General features: G+C 54.9%; 16 protein-coding genes. 11 read left to right on the top strand and 5 right to left on the bottom strand.

Features of this window, described 5'->3' with window-relative positions; genetic code table 11:
• The first annotated feature begins 26 nt into the window (after positions 1-26).
• The 11 genes from had (at position 27) to ACWGKN_RS05095 (ending at position 12,076) form a co-directional block, all read left to right on the top strand.
• Positions 27-1,100, top strand: a complete 1,074-nt coding sequence (gene had / locus ACWGKN_RS05145; RefSeq protein WP_452094811.1) for a 6-hydroxycyclohex-1-ene-1-carbonyl-CoA dehydrogenase — start codon at positions 27-29, stop codon at positions 1,098-1,100.
• A 55-nt stretch (positions 1,101-1,155) separates the two neighbouring features.
• Positions 1,156-2,286 (top strand): 6-oxocyclohex-1-ene-1-carbonyl-CoA hydratase, encoded by a 1,131-nt coding sequence (oah, locus tag ACWGKN_RS05140; RefSeq protein WP_452094810.1) that lies wholly within the window; start codon positions 1,156-1,158, stop codon positions 2,284-2,286.
• Between the two features lie 235 nt (positions 2,287-2,521).
• A complete protein-coding gene (gene oah, locus ACWGKN_RS05135; protein WP_424255739.1) occupies positions 2,522-3,655 on the top strand; it encodes a 6-oxocyclohex-1-ene-1-carbonyl-CoA hydratase in 1,134 nt (377 codons plus the stop codon).
• A 42-nt stretch (positions 3,656-3,697) separates the two neighbouring features.
• Positions 3,698-4,447, top strand: a complete 750-nt coding sequence (locus tag ACWGKN_RS05130; protein WP_035225587.1) for an SDR family oxidoreductase — start codon at positions 3,698-3,700, stop codon at positions 4,445-4,447.
• A 96-nt stretch (positions 4,448-4,543) separates the two neighbouring features.
• Positions 4,544-5,713 (top strand): thiolase C-terminal domain-containing protein, encoded by a 1,170-nt coding sequence (locus tag ACWGKN_RS05125; protein WP_424255736.1) that lies wholly within the window; start codon positions 4,544-4,546, stop codon positions 5,711-5,713.
• A 13-nt stretch (positions 5,714-5,726) separates the two neighbouring features.
• Positions 5,727-6,158, top strand: a complete 432-nt coding sequence (locus ACWGKN_RS05120; RefSeq protein WP_035225582.1) for a Zn-ribbon domain-containing OB-fold protein — start codon at positions 5,727-5,729, stop codon at positions 6,156-6,158.
• A gap of 252 nt (positions 6,159-6,410) precedes the next feature.
• Positions 6,411-7,925, top strand: a complete 1,515-nt coding sequence (locus tag ACWGKN_RS05115; protein ID WP_452094809.1) for an ATP-binding protein — start codon at positions 6,411-6,413, stop codon at positions 7,923-7,925.
• Positions 7,926-7,937: 12 nt separating this feature from the next.
• A complete protein-coding gene (locus ACWGKN_RS05110; RefSeq protein WP_035225578.1) occupies positions 7,938-9,302 on the top strand; it encodes a sigma-54-dependent transcriptional regulator in 1,365 nt (454 codons plus the stop codon).
• 84 nt (positions 9,303-9,386) lie between these two features.
• Positions 9,387-9,800, top strand: coding sequence for a VOC family protein (locus ACWGKN_RS05105; protein ID WP_052159554.1), 414 nt, complete (start codon positions 9,387-9,389; stop codon positions 9,798-9,800).
• A gap of 244 nt (positions 9,801-10,044) precedes the next feature.
• A complete protein-coding gene (locus ACWGKN_RS05100; protein ID WP_452094808.1) occupies positions 10,045-11,583 on the top strand; it encodes a benzoate-CoA ligase family protein in 1,539 nt (512 codons plus the stop codon).
• Between the two features lie 193 nt (positions 11,584-11,776).
• On the top strand, positions 11,777-12,076 hold the full coding sequence (locus ACWGKN_RS05095) for a hypothetical protein (RefSeq protein ID WP_452094807.1): 300 nt from the start codon (positions 11,777-11,779) through the stop codon (positions 12,074-12,076).
• Here the strand turns inward: ACWGKN_RS05095 and ACWGKN_RS05090 are convergent.
• The 5 genes from ACWGKN_RS05090 to ACWGKN_RS05070 all read right to left on the bottom strand — a co-directional run bounded on the left by ACWGKN_RS05090 (position 12,054) and on the right by ACWGKN_RS05070 (position 15,585).
• Entirely contained in the window at positions 12,054-12,506 is a 453-nt protein-coding gene (locus ACWGKN_RS05090; RefSeq protein ID WP_035225622.1) for a GNAT family N-acetyltransferase, read from the bottom strand. The two genes, ACWGKN_RS05095 and ACWGKN_RS05090, sit on opposite strands and share 23 nt — an antisense overlap.
• A 16-nt stretch (positions 12,507-12,522) precedes the next feature.
• On the bottom strand, positions 12,523-12,729 hold the full coding sequence (locus ACWGKN_RS05085) for a DUF2080 family transposase-associated protein (protein ID WP_424255724.1): 207 nt from the start codon (positions 12,727-12,729) through the stop codon (positions 12,523-12,525).
• 844 nt (positions 12,730-13,573) lie between these two features.
• The gene (locus ACWGKN_RS05080) at positions 13,574-13,957 is read right to left on the bottom strand and encodes a hypothetical protein (RefSeq protein WP_035225570.1); all 384 of its coding nucleotides are present in this window, start codon (positions 13,955-13,957) and stop codon (positions 13,574-13,576) included.
• A 457-nt stretch (positions 13,958-14,414) separates the two neighbouring features.
• Positions 14,415-14,711: a hypothetical protein gene (locus ACWGKN_RS05075; protein WP_424255722.1), complete on the bottom strand. Its 297-nt coding sequence runs from the start codon at positions 14,709-14,711 to the stop codon at positions 14,415-14,417.
• 373 nt (positions 14,712-15,084) lie between these two features.
• On the bottom strand, positions 15,085-15,585 hold the full coding sequence (locus ACWGKN_RS05070; protein ID WP_035225566.1) for a rubrerythrin family protein: 501 nt from the start codon (positions 15,583-15,585) through the stop codon (positions 15,085-15,087).
• Positions 15,586-15,755 lie beyond the last annotated feature (170 nt).

The raw sequence follows: 15,755 nt of genomic DNA, 5'->3' as shown, positions 1-15,755 counted from the left end.
CGCAAACAAGATAAGGAGTGGTCGTTATGACAACAATGGTATCCTGGCAGATGGTCAACCCCAAGCAACCGCTGGAACGTGTGGAAGCTCCCCTTCCCGAGCCGAAGGACGGTGAAGTCCTGCTGAAAGTCAGCGGCTGCGGCGTGTGCCACACCGACCTGGGCTTCTTCTATGACGCAGTTCCGATCAAATCGGCTCTGCCGCTGACCCTTGGCCATGAAATCAGCGGCATCGTCGAGGCGACCGGCCCCGGGGCCGAAGCATGGGCCAAATGCGCCGTCGTAGTCCCGGCGGTCATGCCCTGCGGCGAATGCGAGTCCTGCAAGGAAGGCCGCGGCAACATCTGCAGCTTCCAGAAGATGCCGGGCAACGACATCCAGGGTGGCTTCGCCAGCCATATCGTGGTGCCGGCCAAGCAGCTGTGCAACGTCCCGGTCGACGAGAACATGCAGCCGATCAGCGCCACCGGCATCACCCTGGAGGAGTTGTCGGTTGTGGCCGATGCCATCACCACGCCCTATCAGGCGATCATCGAGGCCGGCCTGTCCGAGCAGGATCTGGCCGTGTTCATCGGCGTCGGCGGTGTCGGCGGCTTCGGCGCCCTGCTGGCCAAGAGCTTCGGGGCCGCGGTAGTGGCAATCGACCTCGATTCGCAGAAGCTCGAAAATCTGTCTCCTTATGTCGATGCGACCTTCAACGTCAAGGAAATCCCGTTCAAGGATCTGCGCAAGAAGGTCTACGGCGTCGCCAAGGAGACGGGGCGGTCGACCACCCATATCAAGATCTTCGAGACCTCCGGCACCGCCGCCGGACAGAAGACCGCCTTCGGCCTGTTGACCTTCGGCGCCCACCTGTCGGTCGTCGGCTTCACCCTCGACATGGCCGAGTTCCGTCTGTCCAACCTGATGGCCTTCAATGCCACGGCCCGGGGTAACTGGGGATGCATACCGGAATACTATCGACCGGTCGTCGATCTGATCCTGGCCGGCAAGATGGACCTCAAGCCGTTTGTCAAGACCTTCCCGCTGGCTTCCATCAACGAAGTGTTCGAGATGGCGCACCAGCGCAAGATCAACCAGCGTCCCATCATGGTACCTTAACCTGCAAAAAGAATTTTCCCCGGTTATCCCGGTGGAGCAAAAAGGAGAATAGAACATGAGCGATTTGAATTGGCTGCCTCGAGAGTCCGGACTGAAAGACCATCACCTGTGGAGCGAGGATATCTTTTCCACCCAGGCCCCCGGCGTAATTTTTGAAAAAAAACCGATCCGCGACCCGCAGGGCAACCTGGTTGACGGACTGTACTCGGCCTGGATCACCCTGAACAACCCCGATCAGTACAACGCCTATACCATCGAGATGGTCAAGGCGGTCATCGCCGGTTTTCACCGGGCCTCGGTCGATTCCTCGGTGGTGGCCTGCGTCTTCACCGCCGTTGGCAACAAGTCCTTCTGCACCGGCGGCAACGTCAAGGAGTATGCCGAGTACTACTCCAAACGGCCGAACGAGTACGGGATCTACATGGATCTGTTCAACACCATGGTCGACGGTATTCTGTCGTGCAAGAAACCGACCATCTGCCGGGTCAACGGCATGCGGGTGGCCGGTGGTCAGGAGATCGGCATGGCCACCGATATCACCATCTCCAGCGACCTGGCGATCTTCGGTCAGGCCGGCGCCAAGCACGGCTCCGCCCCGGATGGCGGCAGCACCGATTTCCTGCCGTGGATGCTGCCAACGGAACTGGCGATGTGGAACTGTGTCTCCTGCGAGATGTGGAGCGCCTACAAGATGTTCCGCCTTGGCCTGATCTCCAAGTGTGTGCCGGTCATCAAGGACAACGGCAAGTGGGTGCGCAACCCCACCGTCCATACCGATTCCTATGTCGCCGACGGCGAACTGGTGTACGGCGAGTACAAGAACGGCGACGCCGCCAAAACCGGACGCGACTATCTGAAAAAGGCCACGATCGATTTCGAACTGCTCGACAAGGAAGTCGACAAGGTCATCTGGACCTATACCAACCTGTTCCCCGGCTGCCTGATCAAGAGCATCGAGGGGATCCGCTTGAAGAAGAAATTTTTCTGGGATCAGTCCAAGGTGATCAACCGTCACTGGCTGGCCGCCAACATGGCCGGCGAGGCCTTCCTCGGCTTCAACGCCTTCCACACCAAGAAAATCACCGGCACTGATACCATTGATTTCATCGAATTCCGCCGTCGCTTGGCCGCCGGCGACACATTGGATGACACGCTGATGGCAGCCGTTCTGGGCACCCCGAAATAATAACCCTACAACGCAACATGTCAATATAGACACAATATGCAGTATTCGTACTCCGAAGCGACCTACAGCATGTGGAACACATGTTCATAATTGCCGTTGTAGGGATAAGCGCAGAGATCATTCGACCAACCACCACCAAGAGTGAATTGTTTTTTCCCAGCGTCCCATCATGGTACCGTAACTCGCAAACACAATTTCCCCCGGTGCTCCCGGGGAACAAAAAGGAGAATAGAACATGAGCGATTTGAATTGGCTGCCTCGAGAGTCCGGACTGAAAGACCATCACCTGTGGAGCGAGGATATCTTTTCCACCCAGGCCCCCGGCGTAATTTTTGAAAAAAAACCGATCCGCGACCCGCAGGGCAACCTGGTTGACGGACTGTACTCGGCCTGGGTCTCCCTGAACAACCCCGATCAGTACAACTCGTATACCACCGAGATGGTCAAGGCGGTCATTGCCGGTTTTCACCGGGCCTCGGCCGATTCCTCGGTGGTGGCCTGCGTCTTCACCGCCGTTGGCAACAAGTCCTTCTGCACCGGCGGCAACGTCAAGGAGTATGCCGAGTACTACTCCAAACGGCCGAACGAGTACGGGATCTACATGGATCTGTTCAACGCCATGGTCGACGGTATTCTGTCGTGCAAGAAACCGACCATCTGCCGGGTCAACGGCATGCGGGTGGCCGGTGGTCAGGAGATCGGCATGGCCACCGATATCACCATCTCCAGCGACCTGGCGATCTTCGGTCAGGCCGGCGCCAAGCACGGCTCCGCCCCGGATGGAGGCAGCACCGATTTCCTGCCGTGGATGCTGCCAACGGAACTGGCGATGTGGAACTGTGTCTCCTGCGAGATGTGGAGCGCCTACAAGATGTTCCGCCTTGGCCTGATCTCCAAGTGTGTGCCGGTCATCAAGGACAACGGCAAGTGGGTCCGCAACCCCACCGTCCATACCGATTCCTATGTCGCCGACGGCGAACTGGTGTACGGCGAGTACAAGAGCGGCGACGCCGCCAAAACCGGACGCGACTATCTGAAAAAGGCCACGATCGATTTCGAACTGCTCGACAAGGAAGTCGACAAGGTCATCTGGACCTATACCAACCTGTTCCCCGGCTGCCTGATCAAGAGCATCGAGGGGATCCGCTTGAAGAAGAAATTTTTCTGGGATCAGTCCAAGGTGATCAACCGTCACTGGCTGGCCGCCAACATGTCCGGCGAGGCCTTCCTCGGTTTCAACGCCTTCAACACCAAGAAGATCACCGGCACCGATGTCATCGATTTCATCGAATACCGCAAGCGCCTCGCCGCCGGAGAATCCCTGGATACCGAGATGATGGCAGCCGTGCTGGCAACCCCGAAAGAATAACCATAGCGATCAATCGACCAACCATCACCAAGAGGGAAATGTATGTTACTGCAAGGTAAAAGTGCCATCGTCACCGGTGGCTCCCAGGGAATCGGCACCGCCGTCTCCCTGATGCTGGCCGAGGAAGGCGCCAACGTCTGTCTGACCTACCGCAGCCACAAGGAAGAGGCCGAAGCGATCGTCAAACAGATCGAAGGGATGGGGCGAAAGGCCATCTGCGTCAAATGTGATATCGCCTCCTTCACCGAGGCCGAAGCCGTGGTCAAGGCCGCCCTGGAGGCCTTCGGCAAAATCGATATCCTGGTCAACAACGCCGGCATGAACTGGGACGGCGTCTGCTGGAAGATGACCGAGGAGCAGTGGGACCGGGTCCTGGAGGTCAACCTGAAGGGCTATTTCAATTTCACCCGTCACACCGCCCCCCTGCTCAAGGAGCAGAAATCGGGACGGATCATCAACGTGACCTCGATCAACGGCCTGCGCGGCAAGTTCGGCCAGTCAAACTACAGCGCCTCCAAGGCCGGCATCATCGGCTACACCAAGGCGGTGGCCAAGGAATTGGGCGCCTTCGGGGTGACGGTCAACGCCGTGGCCCCCGGGCTGATCGAGACCCCGATGCTGAAAGAGTCCGAGGCCCGCGACAAGATCGTCGACATGGCGATGGCCGAGATCGTCCTCAAGCGGGTCGGCGAACCCGACGACCTGGCCAACCTGATCGCCTTCCTGGCATCGGACAAGGCCAAGCATATCACCGGCGAATGCATCAAGGTCGACGGCGGCCAATACATCTAACACCCCGTTGGGGGGCATGAGCGCCTTGTCCGGATCATCCCGCGATGCAAAACCGTCGGGAGCGGACAAGGCGCTCGTCTCAAAAAGGACACAGCGATGAAAAAAGTAGCCATTATCGGAGTTGGACAGAGCAAATTTGTCCGTAATTATCCGGGATCGATCCGTGAGCTGGCGTTCGAAGGTTTCAAGGAAGCGATCACCGATGCCGGGATCACCGCCAAGGATATCGATGCGTCGATTCTGTGCTCGGCCCCGGAATATGACAAACAGCGGTCGCCGTCAGCGGTCGTTGCCGAATACCTCGGGCTCAACCCGCAGCCGACCTTCTATGTCGAAACCCTCTGCTCGTCGTCGAGCACCGGCCTCAAGATGGCCTACGCCATGGTGGCCTCCGGCCTGCACGACGTCGTCGCCGTCATCGGCCTGCAGAAGATGTCGGAAATCTCCTCGGCCGAGAGCCAGGAACGGATGGGCCGCGGCGCCGACATCCAGTGGGAGAGCCCCTTCGGCACGATGATGCCGGCCTATTACGCCATGCACGCCCAGGCCCACATGGCCAAGTACGGCACCACCCTGGAAGATCTGGCGGCGGTTCGGGTCAAGGCCTCGACCTACGGCCAGCTCAACGACCATGCGGTATTCCGCAAGGCGGTCGCCTTGGAAAACTTCACCGACCCCAAGAACATGATGTCGGGCCCGGTCTCCAGTCCCCTGCGGGTCGGCGATTGCTGTGCCAACGCCGACGGCACCTCGTGCCTGATCGTCGCCAGTGCCGAAAAGGCCAAGTCCTTCAGCAAGAAACCGGTGTGGATCAAGGGAATAGGCACCGCCAGTGCCAGCGTCAACCTCGCCGGCCGGGATCGTCTGTTCGGGCTGAAGGCGGCGGAGCAGGCGGCTAAGGAGGCCTACGCCATGGCCGGGGTGGGACCCAAAAATATCGATGTGGCCGAAGTCCATGACTGCTTCACCATCGCCGAGCTGCTGGCCTACGAGGCCCTGGGCTTTGCCGCGCCCGGCGGGGCCAAGGAGCTGATCCGGGGCAAAGAGACCTACAAGGAGGGGAGCATCCCGGTCAACGTCGACGGCGGTCTGCTTTCCAAGGGTCACCCAATCGGCGCCACCGGCGGCAGCCAGGTCCGCACCATTGTCCTGCAGCTGCGGGGTGAAGCAGGCGACATTCAGGTCAAGGATCCGCAGATCGGCTTGGTGCATAATATCGGCGGGGTGGGCATCTACGGCAACGTAACCATTCTTGGCAACGAGTAATCTGGAGGATGAAATGAGTGAAAAAAAAGAAGATGTCCGCTTCGGCAAATTCGGCACGGTGAGCTTCACCAAAACAACACGGGTCAACGATTTTATTGACCATCTGGAAGGCGGCAAGGTCATGCATACCGTCTGCAAAGGCTGCGGGGCCAAGTTTTTTCCGCCCCGGGCCGACTGTGCCGCATGCCTTTCCAGCGACATGGAGTGGCGCGAGGTCAGCGGTGCCGGCAAACTGGTATCCTACAGCCAGCTCCAGTACGCCCCGGTGGGATTTGAAAAAGACGTGCCCTACAGCATCGCCATGCTCGATTACGGCGACTATCAGGTCTTCGGACGGCTCGACAACGCCCTCGATCTGTCCGAGGTCAAGATCGGCATGGCGATGACCACCGTCGTCAATCACCTGGCCAACGGCCAGTTGAACTATATCTTTAAAAAAGCATAGCTACAGGGTTATTGACGACAAAGAACGTGGAATACATACAGGGTTGATCCAAGCCCCCCTGCCCTGCTGCCGCCGTTTGCAATTCGCGGCCCAGCAGTGCAGCGGCTTGAGGGATACCGCCAGGCAGGTGGAGTGACGAGGGCAGTATCCCTCGTGCGCGGAGCGGCCTCCGGAAGATGTGGTGACACCTCTCTTCCGGCAGGCCGCATATTCGTTGTTAGACCAATAGTTTTCCTCACCGGAAGAGCTCCCATGAGATCTTCACTGATCGCCATCTTTGACGATAACAAAAGCGCCATCCTCGCGGAATGGATCGACTCGGTCAGAACGCAGATCAGCGCCATGTACGCCGATCGGCCGGAAAGTGAGATTGTCGCCACAGTCACCGAGGCCTACGAATCCTTTATCACCGCCTTGTTCGACAACGATCTCAGTCGCATCAACCGCTTTATCGAGATGATCGCGCGAATGCGGCTGATGATCGGCTTCCCTCTCTCCGATGTCCAGATGGCCTTTGAGTTTTTCCGTAGCATTTCTATTCCCTTGCTGGTCAAAGAGACCACCGGCAACGAATTGCAGGATGCCATCGAATGCATCAACCGATGTCTGACCTATACCATCCATCGCTTCAGCGATCTGTTTCAATCCATGCAGCAGGAGAAAATTCTCAAGCAGAACCAACTCCTGGAAAAACAGGTGCGCCTGCGCACGGCCGAATTGAAGGAATCGGAACAGAGGTATAAGATTTTAGTCGAGGAGATCAATGACGGATTCATTGTCATTCACGATGAGGTCCTGGTCTTTGTCAACTCCGCGACCGGATTGATGCACGGATATCAGCCCTCGCAGATGATCGGCCAGAAATTCTGGGATTTCGTCGCTCCAGGCCACCGTAAACGAGTCAAGGCGGCCTATCATCCGAAATTAGCGACCAGGGATTCCCTGCCGATGTTCGAATATCAGCGCATTGCCCGCAATGGTGAATGCTATCCCACCGAGATTTTCTCCAAGGTTACAGAGTGGGACGGCAGAATGTCCGTTATCGGCATCTGCCGCGACATCACCACCCGGGTGCAGTTGGAGCAGAAGATTCGTGAATCGGAACGGATGGCCGACATCGGCCGGATGACGACCTCGCTGTCTCACGAGATCCGCAATCCCTTGTCGGCGGTACAGATGAATCTTCAGATTCTCAAGAAAAACCCCCAATTGCAGGGAAACGACCAAAAAAGGGTCGATATTTCCGTAAGAGAGGTGAAACGTCTCGAAAAAATACTGCAGGAACTGCTCGATTTCGCCAAACCCATCCGGTTGAATGCCAGGAAAGAATCCCTGAACGAAGTTCTGCTCTCTTCCATTGAACTGCTGGAGATGAAATTGGAATCGGAGAATATCATCCTCAATACAGACCTGGATCCCACCATCCCCCTCATGCATATCGACGGCCAACTGCTCGTCCAGGCCGTCCTGAACCTCCTGATAAACGCCGTCGAGGCCTCCACGGCGGGACAGACAATCTATCTCCGCAGCCAATATGACAAGGAACTCGGGGAGATGGTTGAAATTATGGTTTCCGATCAAGGCCCGGGGATACCTGACAATATTATGATGGAGATCTTCAAGCCGTTTTTCACCACCAAGGTCAGGGGGACCGGTCTAGGGCTCAACAATGTCAAACGTATTGCCGAAGCCCACATGGGACGCGTCGAGGTCCGAAAAATATTTCCCCGGGGCGCATGCTTTACCATTCAGATCCCGGTGCAATAGGAGGACTGTTCGATGAAGCTGAAGATCCTGCTGATCGATGATGAAGTATCCATCCTGGAAACCCTGGAGATGTTCTTCACTGAAAAAGGGCATCAGGTGTTCAAGGCGGAAACCGGCGAGAGAGGGTTCGCCCTGTTTTGTGAACATCTGCCGGATATTGCGATTATCGATATTCACCTGCCCGACAGCAACGGTCTGGAGATACTGACCCGGATCCAGAACGAAGGCCATCTCACCAAGGTGATAATGATCACCGCCTATCACGATATGGAAACCACCATCCAGGCGATGAAATCCGGGGCATTCGATTATATTCATAAGCCGCTGGACGTAGATCTGGTGGAAGAGGCGATCCAGCGCGTCACCAGCATGCTCGAGGCCGAGCAGGTGAAATTGAACGATCTCCCCAAACCGAAGAACTCGAATCCGGATCTGATCGTCGGCAAAAGCGAGCAGATGCGAAAGATTTTCAAAACCATCGGATTGGCGTGCCAGAAACGAACCACGGTTTTGATCCAGGGAGAGACCGGCACCGGCAAGGAAGTCGTTGCCCGGGTCATTCACCGCAACAGTCTCTATAAGAATGAACCTTTCGTGACCCTTGATTGCAGTTCCGTGGTCCCAAGTCTTATCGAGAGCGAGTTGTTTGGACACATGGAAGGCGCTTTCACCGGCGCCAGCCGCACCCAGAAAGGCAAAATCGAGCTTGCCGGAAACGGCACCCTGTTTCTGGATGAGATTGGCGAACTGGCGTATGAAGTCCAGGGCAAACTGCTGGGATTTCTCCAACGCCATGAATATATGCGCCTAGGCGGCCAGGAGACGCTGAAATCCAACTGTCGAATTCTCGCCGCCACCAATCGCGACCTGTTCGGCATGGTCAACAGGAACGAGTTCAGACGGGACCTTTTTTACCGCCTGCGGGTGGTCATCATTCAATTACCGCCGCTGCGAGAACGACTTTCGGATATCGATGAACTGGTCGATCATTTTCTCCAGAAAATCAATCTCAAATTACATTCCGGGGTCCTGCATGTGCAGGATGGTGTTCTTGAGCGGCTAAAAGCGCATCAATGGCCGGGAAACGTGCGCGAACTTGAAAATGTTCTGGTTGAAGCGGTAGTCCAAACCAGAGGCAGCGTGCTGCTGCTCGACGACATTGATACAATCCTGTGCAGGTACCTTCAGACGGAAGAAATCGAGGGTGGCCCCTGTTCGTTGGACAACATGGAAAAGGAGCATATCAGGAAAACCCTGGATGCCTTGAACTGGAGACGTACCGAGGCGGCCCAGCGTCTTAAGATTTCGATGCCCACACTGCGAAGCAAGATCAAAAAATACAATATCAAGCCATCGGACGGCGAGTCATATCATTGATCGTCACAACCTGGAAGCCCCGCTGCCGGCTTTCCCAGGGCCGCCGGAAATCCGCAACCCAACCTTGTGCATGGAGGATAAGAGATGATCGGGATCAACAAAATCGACCACATCTGTATCGCGGTTCGTGACCTGCAGGAAGCGAAGCAGCGATGGGGACGGCTTCTTGGCAAAGCAGAGCCCGAACTCGAATATATCTTCGCTGAAGAATCGATCGAAGTCGCCAGGTATTACGTCGGCGAGGTGGGATTCGAACTGATGCGCTCCACCCGCAGCGGCAGCCCTGTCGACCAGTTTATCGACAAGCATGGCGAGGGGGTGATGCTCATTTCCTTTCAGGTGCCGGACACTGCCGCCGCCATCCCGATTCTCAACGCCAATCATTACCAGATGATCGACCGGAAACCACGGGTCTGGGAGGGCTCACATTATGCCTTTCTCCACCCTGAAGCCCTCAATGGGGTTCTGGTTGAAATCATCGATGGCGGTCGCAAATAGAGATATCCCCAGATAAGATCTTTCTCCCACCGAAAAAAACTTTCCCCCAGGTCGACCAAGCACCGTTTTCGGCCCTCTCCACCATTAAGCTATCTATCTGGAATCAATACACTTCAAAATTCCTCCGCGCAAATGATGCCACTGTTTTTGCTGGCGTGATTCTTGCTTGATTACGAGCATAGTGTGCACCATCGGTTGCCCATCGGGGCAGTCTCCAATCAATCAGGCACCAGGAGGAAAAAAAATGCATGTTGAATTGAATCTCCCAGAAACGTTCAACGCCGCCGACTACTTCGTCGATCGGAACATCAGAGAAGGCCGAGGCCAGAAGACTGCGATTCTCTGCCGCGACAATGCCTTTACCTATGCCCAGGTCCAGGCAGGCATGAACAAAGTGGGAAATGCGCTCAAGGGGCTGGGCATCGAAATGGAGAATCGAGTCGCCCTTTTGCTGCTGGATTCGGAATTCTATCCCCTGTCCTTCTTCGGGGCCATCAAGATCGGGGCGGTACCAATCTGCCTCAACACCCTGATGCAACCCAAGGACTACCTCTATTTTCTCAACGACAGCCGTGCCAAGGTCTTGATCATCGACGAGGAACTCTACAGCAAGTTCGAACCGATCAAAGACAAGCTCCGCTTCCTCAAGCATATCATCGTCGTGAACGGACAGGCCCCGGCCGGAACCATCAGTTTCGATTCCTTCGTCGCGGGGGCATCCGACCAGCTCGAGGCGGCGCCGATCACCCCGGACGATGCCTGCTTCTGGCTCTACAGCTCGGGGTCCACCGGTCAACCCAAGGGGACCATCCACCTGCAGCATGACATGGTCTATGCCGCCGAAACCTATGGCAAGCAGGTGCTGGGGATTCAGGAACACGACATCTGTTTCTCGGCGGCCAAGCTCTTTTTCGCCTACGGTCTTGGCAATGGCCTATACTTTCCCTTCAGCGTCGGGGCGACCTCCGTCCTGATGCCGGTTCGGCCGGTCCCGGCCTCGGTGTACGAGACCATCGCCCGCTACCGGCCGACCCTGTACTTCGGCGTCCCGACCCTGTATGGCTCGATGCTGCAGGAAGAGGGCAGCCTCGACGGTGTCAGGCTCTGCGTTTCTGCCGGGGAAGCGTTGCCTGCTGATATCTTCAAACGCTGGCAACAGCGGCATGGCGTTGAGATCATCGATGGCATCGGTTCCACAGAGCTGAGCCACATCTTTATCTCAAACCTCCCGGGCAAGGCCAAGCCGGGAAGCTCGGGAAAAGTGGTCCCCGGATACGACGCCCGCATAGTGGATGAAAATTTTCAGGATATACCGGTCGGAGAGGTCGGAACCCTTCTCATCAAAGGGGATAGCGCGGCTGCCGCGTACTGGAATAAACATCAGAAGACGAAAAGCACCATGCTGGGTGATTGGGTGAACACCGATGACAAGTATGCTGTGGATGAAGAAGGCTACTTCTATTACATCGGTCGATCCAATGACATGCTCAAGGTAGGGGGAATATGGGTCTCTCCCGTCGAGGTCGAGGCGTGCCTGATCGAACACCCGGCAGTGCTCGAATGCGCCGTCGTTGGTGCTACCGATGACAAGAACCTTGTCAAACCGAAGGCGTTTGTCGTCTTGAAACGTGGCTATGCCCCAGATGATCAATTGAAAAAGGATCTCAAGGAGTATGTCAAAAAAACGCTCGCCCATTACAAGTACCCGCGATGGATCGAGTTTGTCGATGACCTTCCCAAGACAGCGACCGGAAAGCTCAAACGTTTTGAGTTGAGAGCATAGACTTCGATCCAACAATACGATAGGTGATACCAGTTATGGATCAATTTATGGTAAAACGCAGTTTCAACAGCCTGATCACAACGGGAATTGTTGCCGCTGTGGCCTGCTTCATCCTGAGCCTGATTATTGGCCGGTCTGGGGATGGATGTCCAAAAGCATTATTCTGGCCTTCGGAGCGCCGGGGCCGCAGGAGGTGGATGCCAAAACCGCCGGGAAATTTTTCCAGGTCTTCGCCGAAGCGACTTTCTTCTGGATGATCATCAACGCCTGGATCTGGCAGGCCCTGCTCTTCGGCGGTTATGGCAAATATTCGCTCACCGACCGCCAGCCCTGGGCCGGGATCTGGTATTCCGTTGTCGGTTTGGCGGTTGGTGTGGTTGGTTTTCTGGTCGTTGTGGGGCTGAGCGGCATATGGTGGAAACCATTCAGCATGGCGACACTCTTCATACCACAAACAGCTGGAATCAGGGCTACAGGGATTTTTCCAGGTTGATGAAGTCGCTTCGATGAAATCCCAGCGTCTTGAAAAAAGAGACGAGATCCGTGGCATCCCATTGTACGGCGGTGTAGAGATTGGTGACGCCCTGGGCTTTGTAAAACTCGAAAATTTCCCGTGCCAACCGGGCGCCGATCTGTTTCCCCATGTACTTCGGCTCTACCCCCATGGAAGCAATCCATGCTTTTTTTCCCATACCAAAGGTAAAGGCCATGACGAAACTGATCATAAAACCGACCACCTTGCCTTCGAATTCGGCCACGAAGCAATTCGGCTCCAGTGTCAGCTTTTCGCGAGGATTTTCCACCAACTCCCCGAAATCCTCGGGCAGGTCTTTTTTGGTGATAAGCTCGTAAATTCTCTTGATATCATCGATATCATCGAGTCTCATCTTTCTGATTGAGACGCTTATTTCATCTGGATTCATTTTTTTCAGCACGTCCTCAGTCTAATCTGATAATCTTCACACGGTGGCCTACCCAGACCGGGGGTAAATAAACTCTGCCGCTGTTGCCACTGAGTTTGACCTCCTTTTCGATCATTTCCTCACCAAATACCTCAAATTTGACCTTCCCAGGCTTGGTATTGGCCTGGTCTGATTGGACGGCGAGGTGTTCAGGGCCATCAGTATTGCTGATTTTGCTTTCCACTGTTCTATCACTCAATTATTTTACGTTCAAATCAGAATTGATACATCAAGTCCGGGGAGTATCAAGTTGTCTTTACTTTCGCCATCCGTGTGGTTGCAAACCATTCAGCGTATGGCGACCAGGTGCTTCCTTCTGCAGCTAGCGGGAGAAATGCGGAAGATTTTTTTCTGCCGGGCTCCTGGCAGATACAGGGAAAGATGCATTCGAATGTATACAGCCTCATCTACCAACCGACAAGAATAATCCAGATTTTCAGAGAATACTCTATTTTATAGCATGACATACCCGGATGGTCAAGTCGAAGTGGCTACGATATGGCTATCGCCCTCTTCGGTGAGGCGGCCTCGGTTCTTTGACCAACCTTCGCCGCCGACTTCTGACGGCCACACGCTGATGCCCCAGGAATCGCAGCGGATATGCCCGATAGGCTGGGGCCCGGCCAGGATCGGCCACCGCCCGGGTCGCGACCACAGCAGTCAAGGCTGACGACCAGGATACTGATAGAGTGATGAATAAAAGAAGAACGGACTCAAGCCATACCGCCCCTGAGGGGTGCCCCCTCACCTGTCAGGCAAACCGGGGGCCGGCCGAACGTCCAGGATAAACGACAGTGTATCGCAAGGCGATGAGCGGCCATCGCGATCCAGGTTCACAACCCCGGCCATTATGCTCAGCCGTGGTTGTGCCGAAGTGAGGGAGGTCGCGTTCAAGACGAGTCCGACACTCGTACGGAATTGACCCGGGAGTGTCGGACTAACGGCGTTTCGAGGTCAAATTCTGGGCAGCATTCTGTGACGACATACAGATATGTCGATCTCCGCCCCTGACCCGGGTAGGTGGACAATCAGGCGTTGTCTTCGGTTTGCGGCCTGAGAGTGATGATTCCCTTCCGCCCGAACTGGACCATAAACTGCTGACCATCGGCCACAGTTCTCCCCTCAAACAGCCACGCCGGAATAACCAACCCTTTCTTCTGGGCGTACTGCGCCCCTTTTTTAATCCTTCCGCTCGTTTTTCCACCGATATTGGCCAGGAAAGAGCTATCTCCGGCGAGTTTCACAGCGGCAAGAAGCACTGTATCGGAGATTTTTTTCGCATTATCCAGGCCCAATCTTTGTGCGAGTTCTTCTTTCGTAACCTTCTCTTTCTCAAGAATCGCTACCAGCTTACTTAAGAACTCTTTATCACTACCGAGCCTGACTCTTTTTTGTTTGGGCTTATCTTTCATGAGTGTTCTCCTTTTTTATGATTGCAGCATCATTGGATGTTGCCCCGAAGGCTAATCTTGTGGTTGAGCTTCCCTTGAAATGGATAAGCAGAGTTAAAACATCATCTGGAATCCGGTACCGTAACAATGGCAGGATAATAACCTGAATATGAAAAATTCCAACACATAAAAATATTCTTTTCAAAAGATTTTGTCTTACTATAGAAATATCGCCTACCCGATTCACCAGCACAGACCTTCATTTGAGACAATCGTTATCGCCTCCACAGGAGTCTCGTATTCCTTATAAAATCAGATGCCCTCTCGCTCGAAGCTGAACGTTTGACTGGTGAAAAATCGATCTTTCCGTGTTGTTGTGAATGCTTCTCGCTAACAGATTACGCATCAAGATATTCGTTTACAAGAGGCAATAACGATAACAGAATGATAAAATCGTCCACTTCTCTGAAAATCCGGTTCAGAGATCGTGAAATGAAATCCGTCGATCACGCTCGAGCAGCATCAATATCGCCAAAATCACATGGAATCTACAGCGAGTATTGGTTAACCGAGCGGCCCGGATTTCAATCCTTTCTTCATCCGTCCCGACAGCTTTATCGCACACGCCGGCACCGGGAATTGCCGTTACCCCATGACGTTTATCGGGCACAGGATTAACGATGCCTTTGATCCAGGCACATTTCTTGAGCATATTCATCTCTCCGGAAACAGATAAAATTTTCCGGAAGCATGGGCCGATTTTTTCAATCGCCACATGCCGAACGAATGCCAGACGCCATAACACGGGGAGAAAAACCACAGGATTCGGGGATCACGTACAGGACGGCCGGAATACTACGGCCAATATGGAAACCGCCTCGATTCGAAGTCCAGGACGCGACAGCGAGGTCGCGCAAAACGCTGTTGTCTGATCTCGCACTGGAGGCGCATCGTCAGCGGAACCTGCCCAACCGAGAATACCACGACATCAGGCAGGGGTAACGAAAAGAGTCAGGGGAGAAACGGCAACCGCAGGCACTGATCATCCGCTGCTACGGTTGGTTGAGGCCGGCCACAACATCCATCCGGCAGAGGGCGTAGCCGGCAGGCCCGTACCGCTCACGGCCTGCCGGAGGAGTGGGGAGAGATCAATCAACCTTGACGAAAATTTTCTTCAACGCCCCGCAGACCGGACATTTGTCGGGTGCGCTGCCGACCTCGATATAGCCGCAGACCGGACACAGATAAAAATCGCTGACATCCATATCCACCCCTTTTTTCACGGCCTCGAGGGCTTTCTGGTAGATTCTGGCATGAACCTCTTCGGCATCGACGGCGAACTTGAACATGGTCTTGGCCTTGTGCCCTTCGGACTGAGCCAACTCCACCATCGGCGGGTACATCTTGGTATATTCGAAGGTCTCGCCATCGATTGCCGCCTGCAGATTTTCGGCTGTTGAATGGATATGCTCCAGCGCGTTCAAATGACCTTCGGCATGGATTCTCTCGGCCTCGGCGGTTGTGCGGAACAGTTTGGCGATATTGACGAAACCTTCTTTTTCCGCCTTCTTGGCAAAGGCCTTGTATTTCTGGTTGGCCTGACTTTCGCCGGCAAATGCCTCTTTCAGATTTTCTGTCGTTGTGGCCATTTTTTCTCCTTTGATGTTGTTGATTGTCGAATGACAAGGACTCCGTCACAACCCGATCATCCATTGTACCGCTACCGCAAACGGACTGCAAGACCAGTACGGCCCCGGTTTTTCAATCGGGGCCGTACTGGGGTGGCGACATTACCTCGAGAGAATTGACTCAGGGATGC

It is taken from the genome of Desulfoprunum sp. (assembly GCF_053613775.1).
The sequence above is the reverse complement of the archived record's forward strand: the minus strand, read 5'-3'. Positions and strand labels throughout refer to the sequence as shown.

What these genes read in the sequence shown, in the direction of transcription:
- had (WP_452094811.1), top strand. Translation starts at nt 27, where the DNA reads ATGACAACAATGGTATCCTGGCAGATGGTCAACCCCAAGCAACCGCTG.
- oah (WP_452094810.1), top strand. Translation starts at nt 1,156, where the DNA reads ATGAGCGATTTGAATTGGCTGCCTCGAGAGTCCGGACTGAAAGACCAT.
- oah (WP_424255739.1), top strand. Translation starts at nt 2,522, where the DNA reads ATGAGCGATTTGAATTGGCTGCCTCGAGAGTCCGGACTGAAAGACCAT.
- ACWGKN_RS05130 (WP_035225587.1), top strand. Translation starts at nt 3,698, where the DNA reads ATGTTACTGCAAGGTAAAAGTGCCATCGTCACCGGTGGCTCCCAGGGA.
- ACWGKN_RS05125 (WP_424255736.1), top strand. Translation starts at nt 4,544, where the DNA reads ATGAAAAAAGTAGCCATTATCGGAGTTGGACAGAGCAAATTTGTCCGT.
- ACWGKN_RS05120 (WP_035225582.1), top strand. Translation starts at nt 5,727, where the DNA reads ATGAGTGAAAAAAAAGAAGATGTCCGCTTCGGCAAATTCGGCACGGTG.
- ACWGKN_RS05115 (WP_452094809.1), top strand. Translation starts at nt 6,411, where the DNA reads ATGAGATCTTCACTGATCGCCATCTTTGACGATAACAAAAGCGCCATC.
- ACWGKN_RS05110 (WP_035225578.1), top strand. Translation starts at nt 7,938, where the DNA reads ATGAAGCTGAAGATCCTGCTGATCGATGATGAAGTATCCATCCTGGAA.
- ACWGKN_RS05105 (WP_052159554.1), top strand. Translation starts at nt 9,387, where the DNA reads ATGATCGGGATCAACAAAATCGACCACATCTGTATCGCGGTTCGTGAC.
- ACWGKN_RS05100 (WP_452094808.1), top strand. Translation starts at nt 10,045, where the DNA reads ATGCATGTTGAATTGAATCTCCCAGAAACGTTCAACGCCGCCGACTAC.
- ACWGKN_RS05090 (WP_035225622.1), bottom strand. Translation starts at nt 12,506, where the DNA reads ATGAATCCAGATGAAATAAGCGTCTCAATCAGAAAGATGAGACTCGAT.
- ACWGKN_RS05080 (WP_035225570.1), bottom strand. Translation starts at nt 13,957, where the DNA reads ATGAAAGATAAGCCCAAACAAAAAAGAGTCAGGCTCGGTAGTGATAAA.
- ACWGKN_RS05070 (WP_035225566.1), bottom strand. Translation starts at nt 15,585, where the DNA reads ATGGCCACAACGACAGAAAATCTGAAAGAGGCATTTGCCGGCGAAAGT.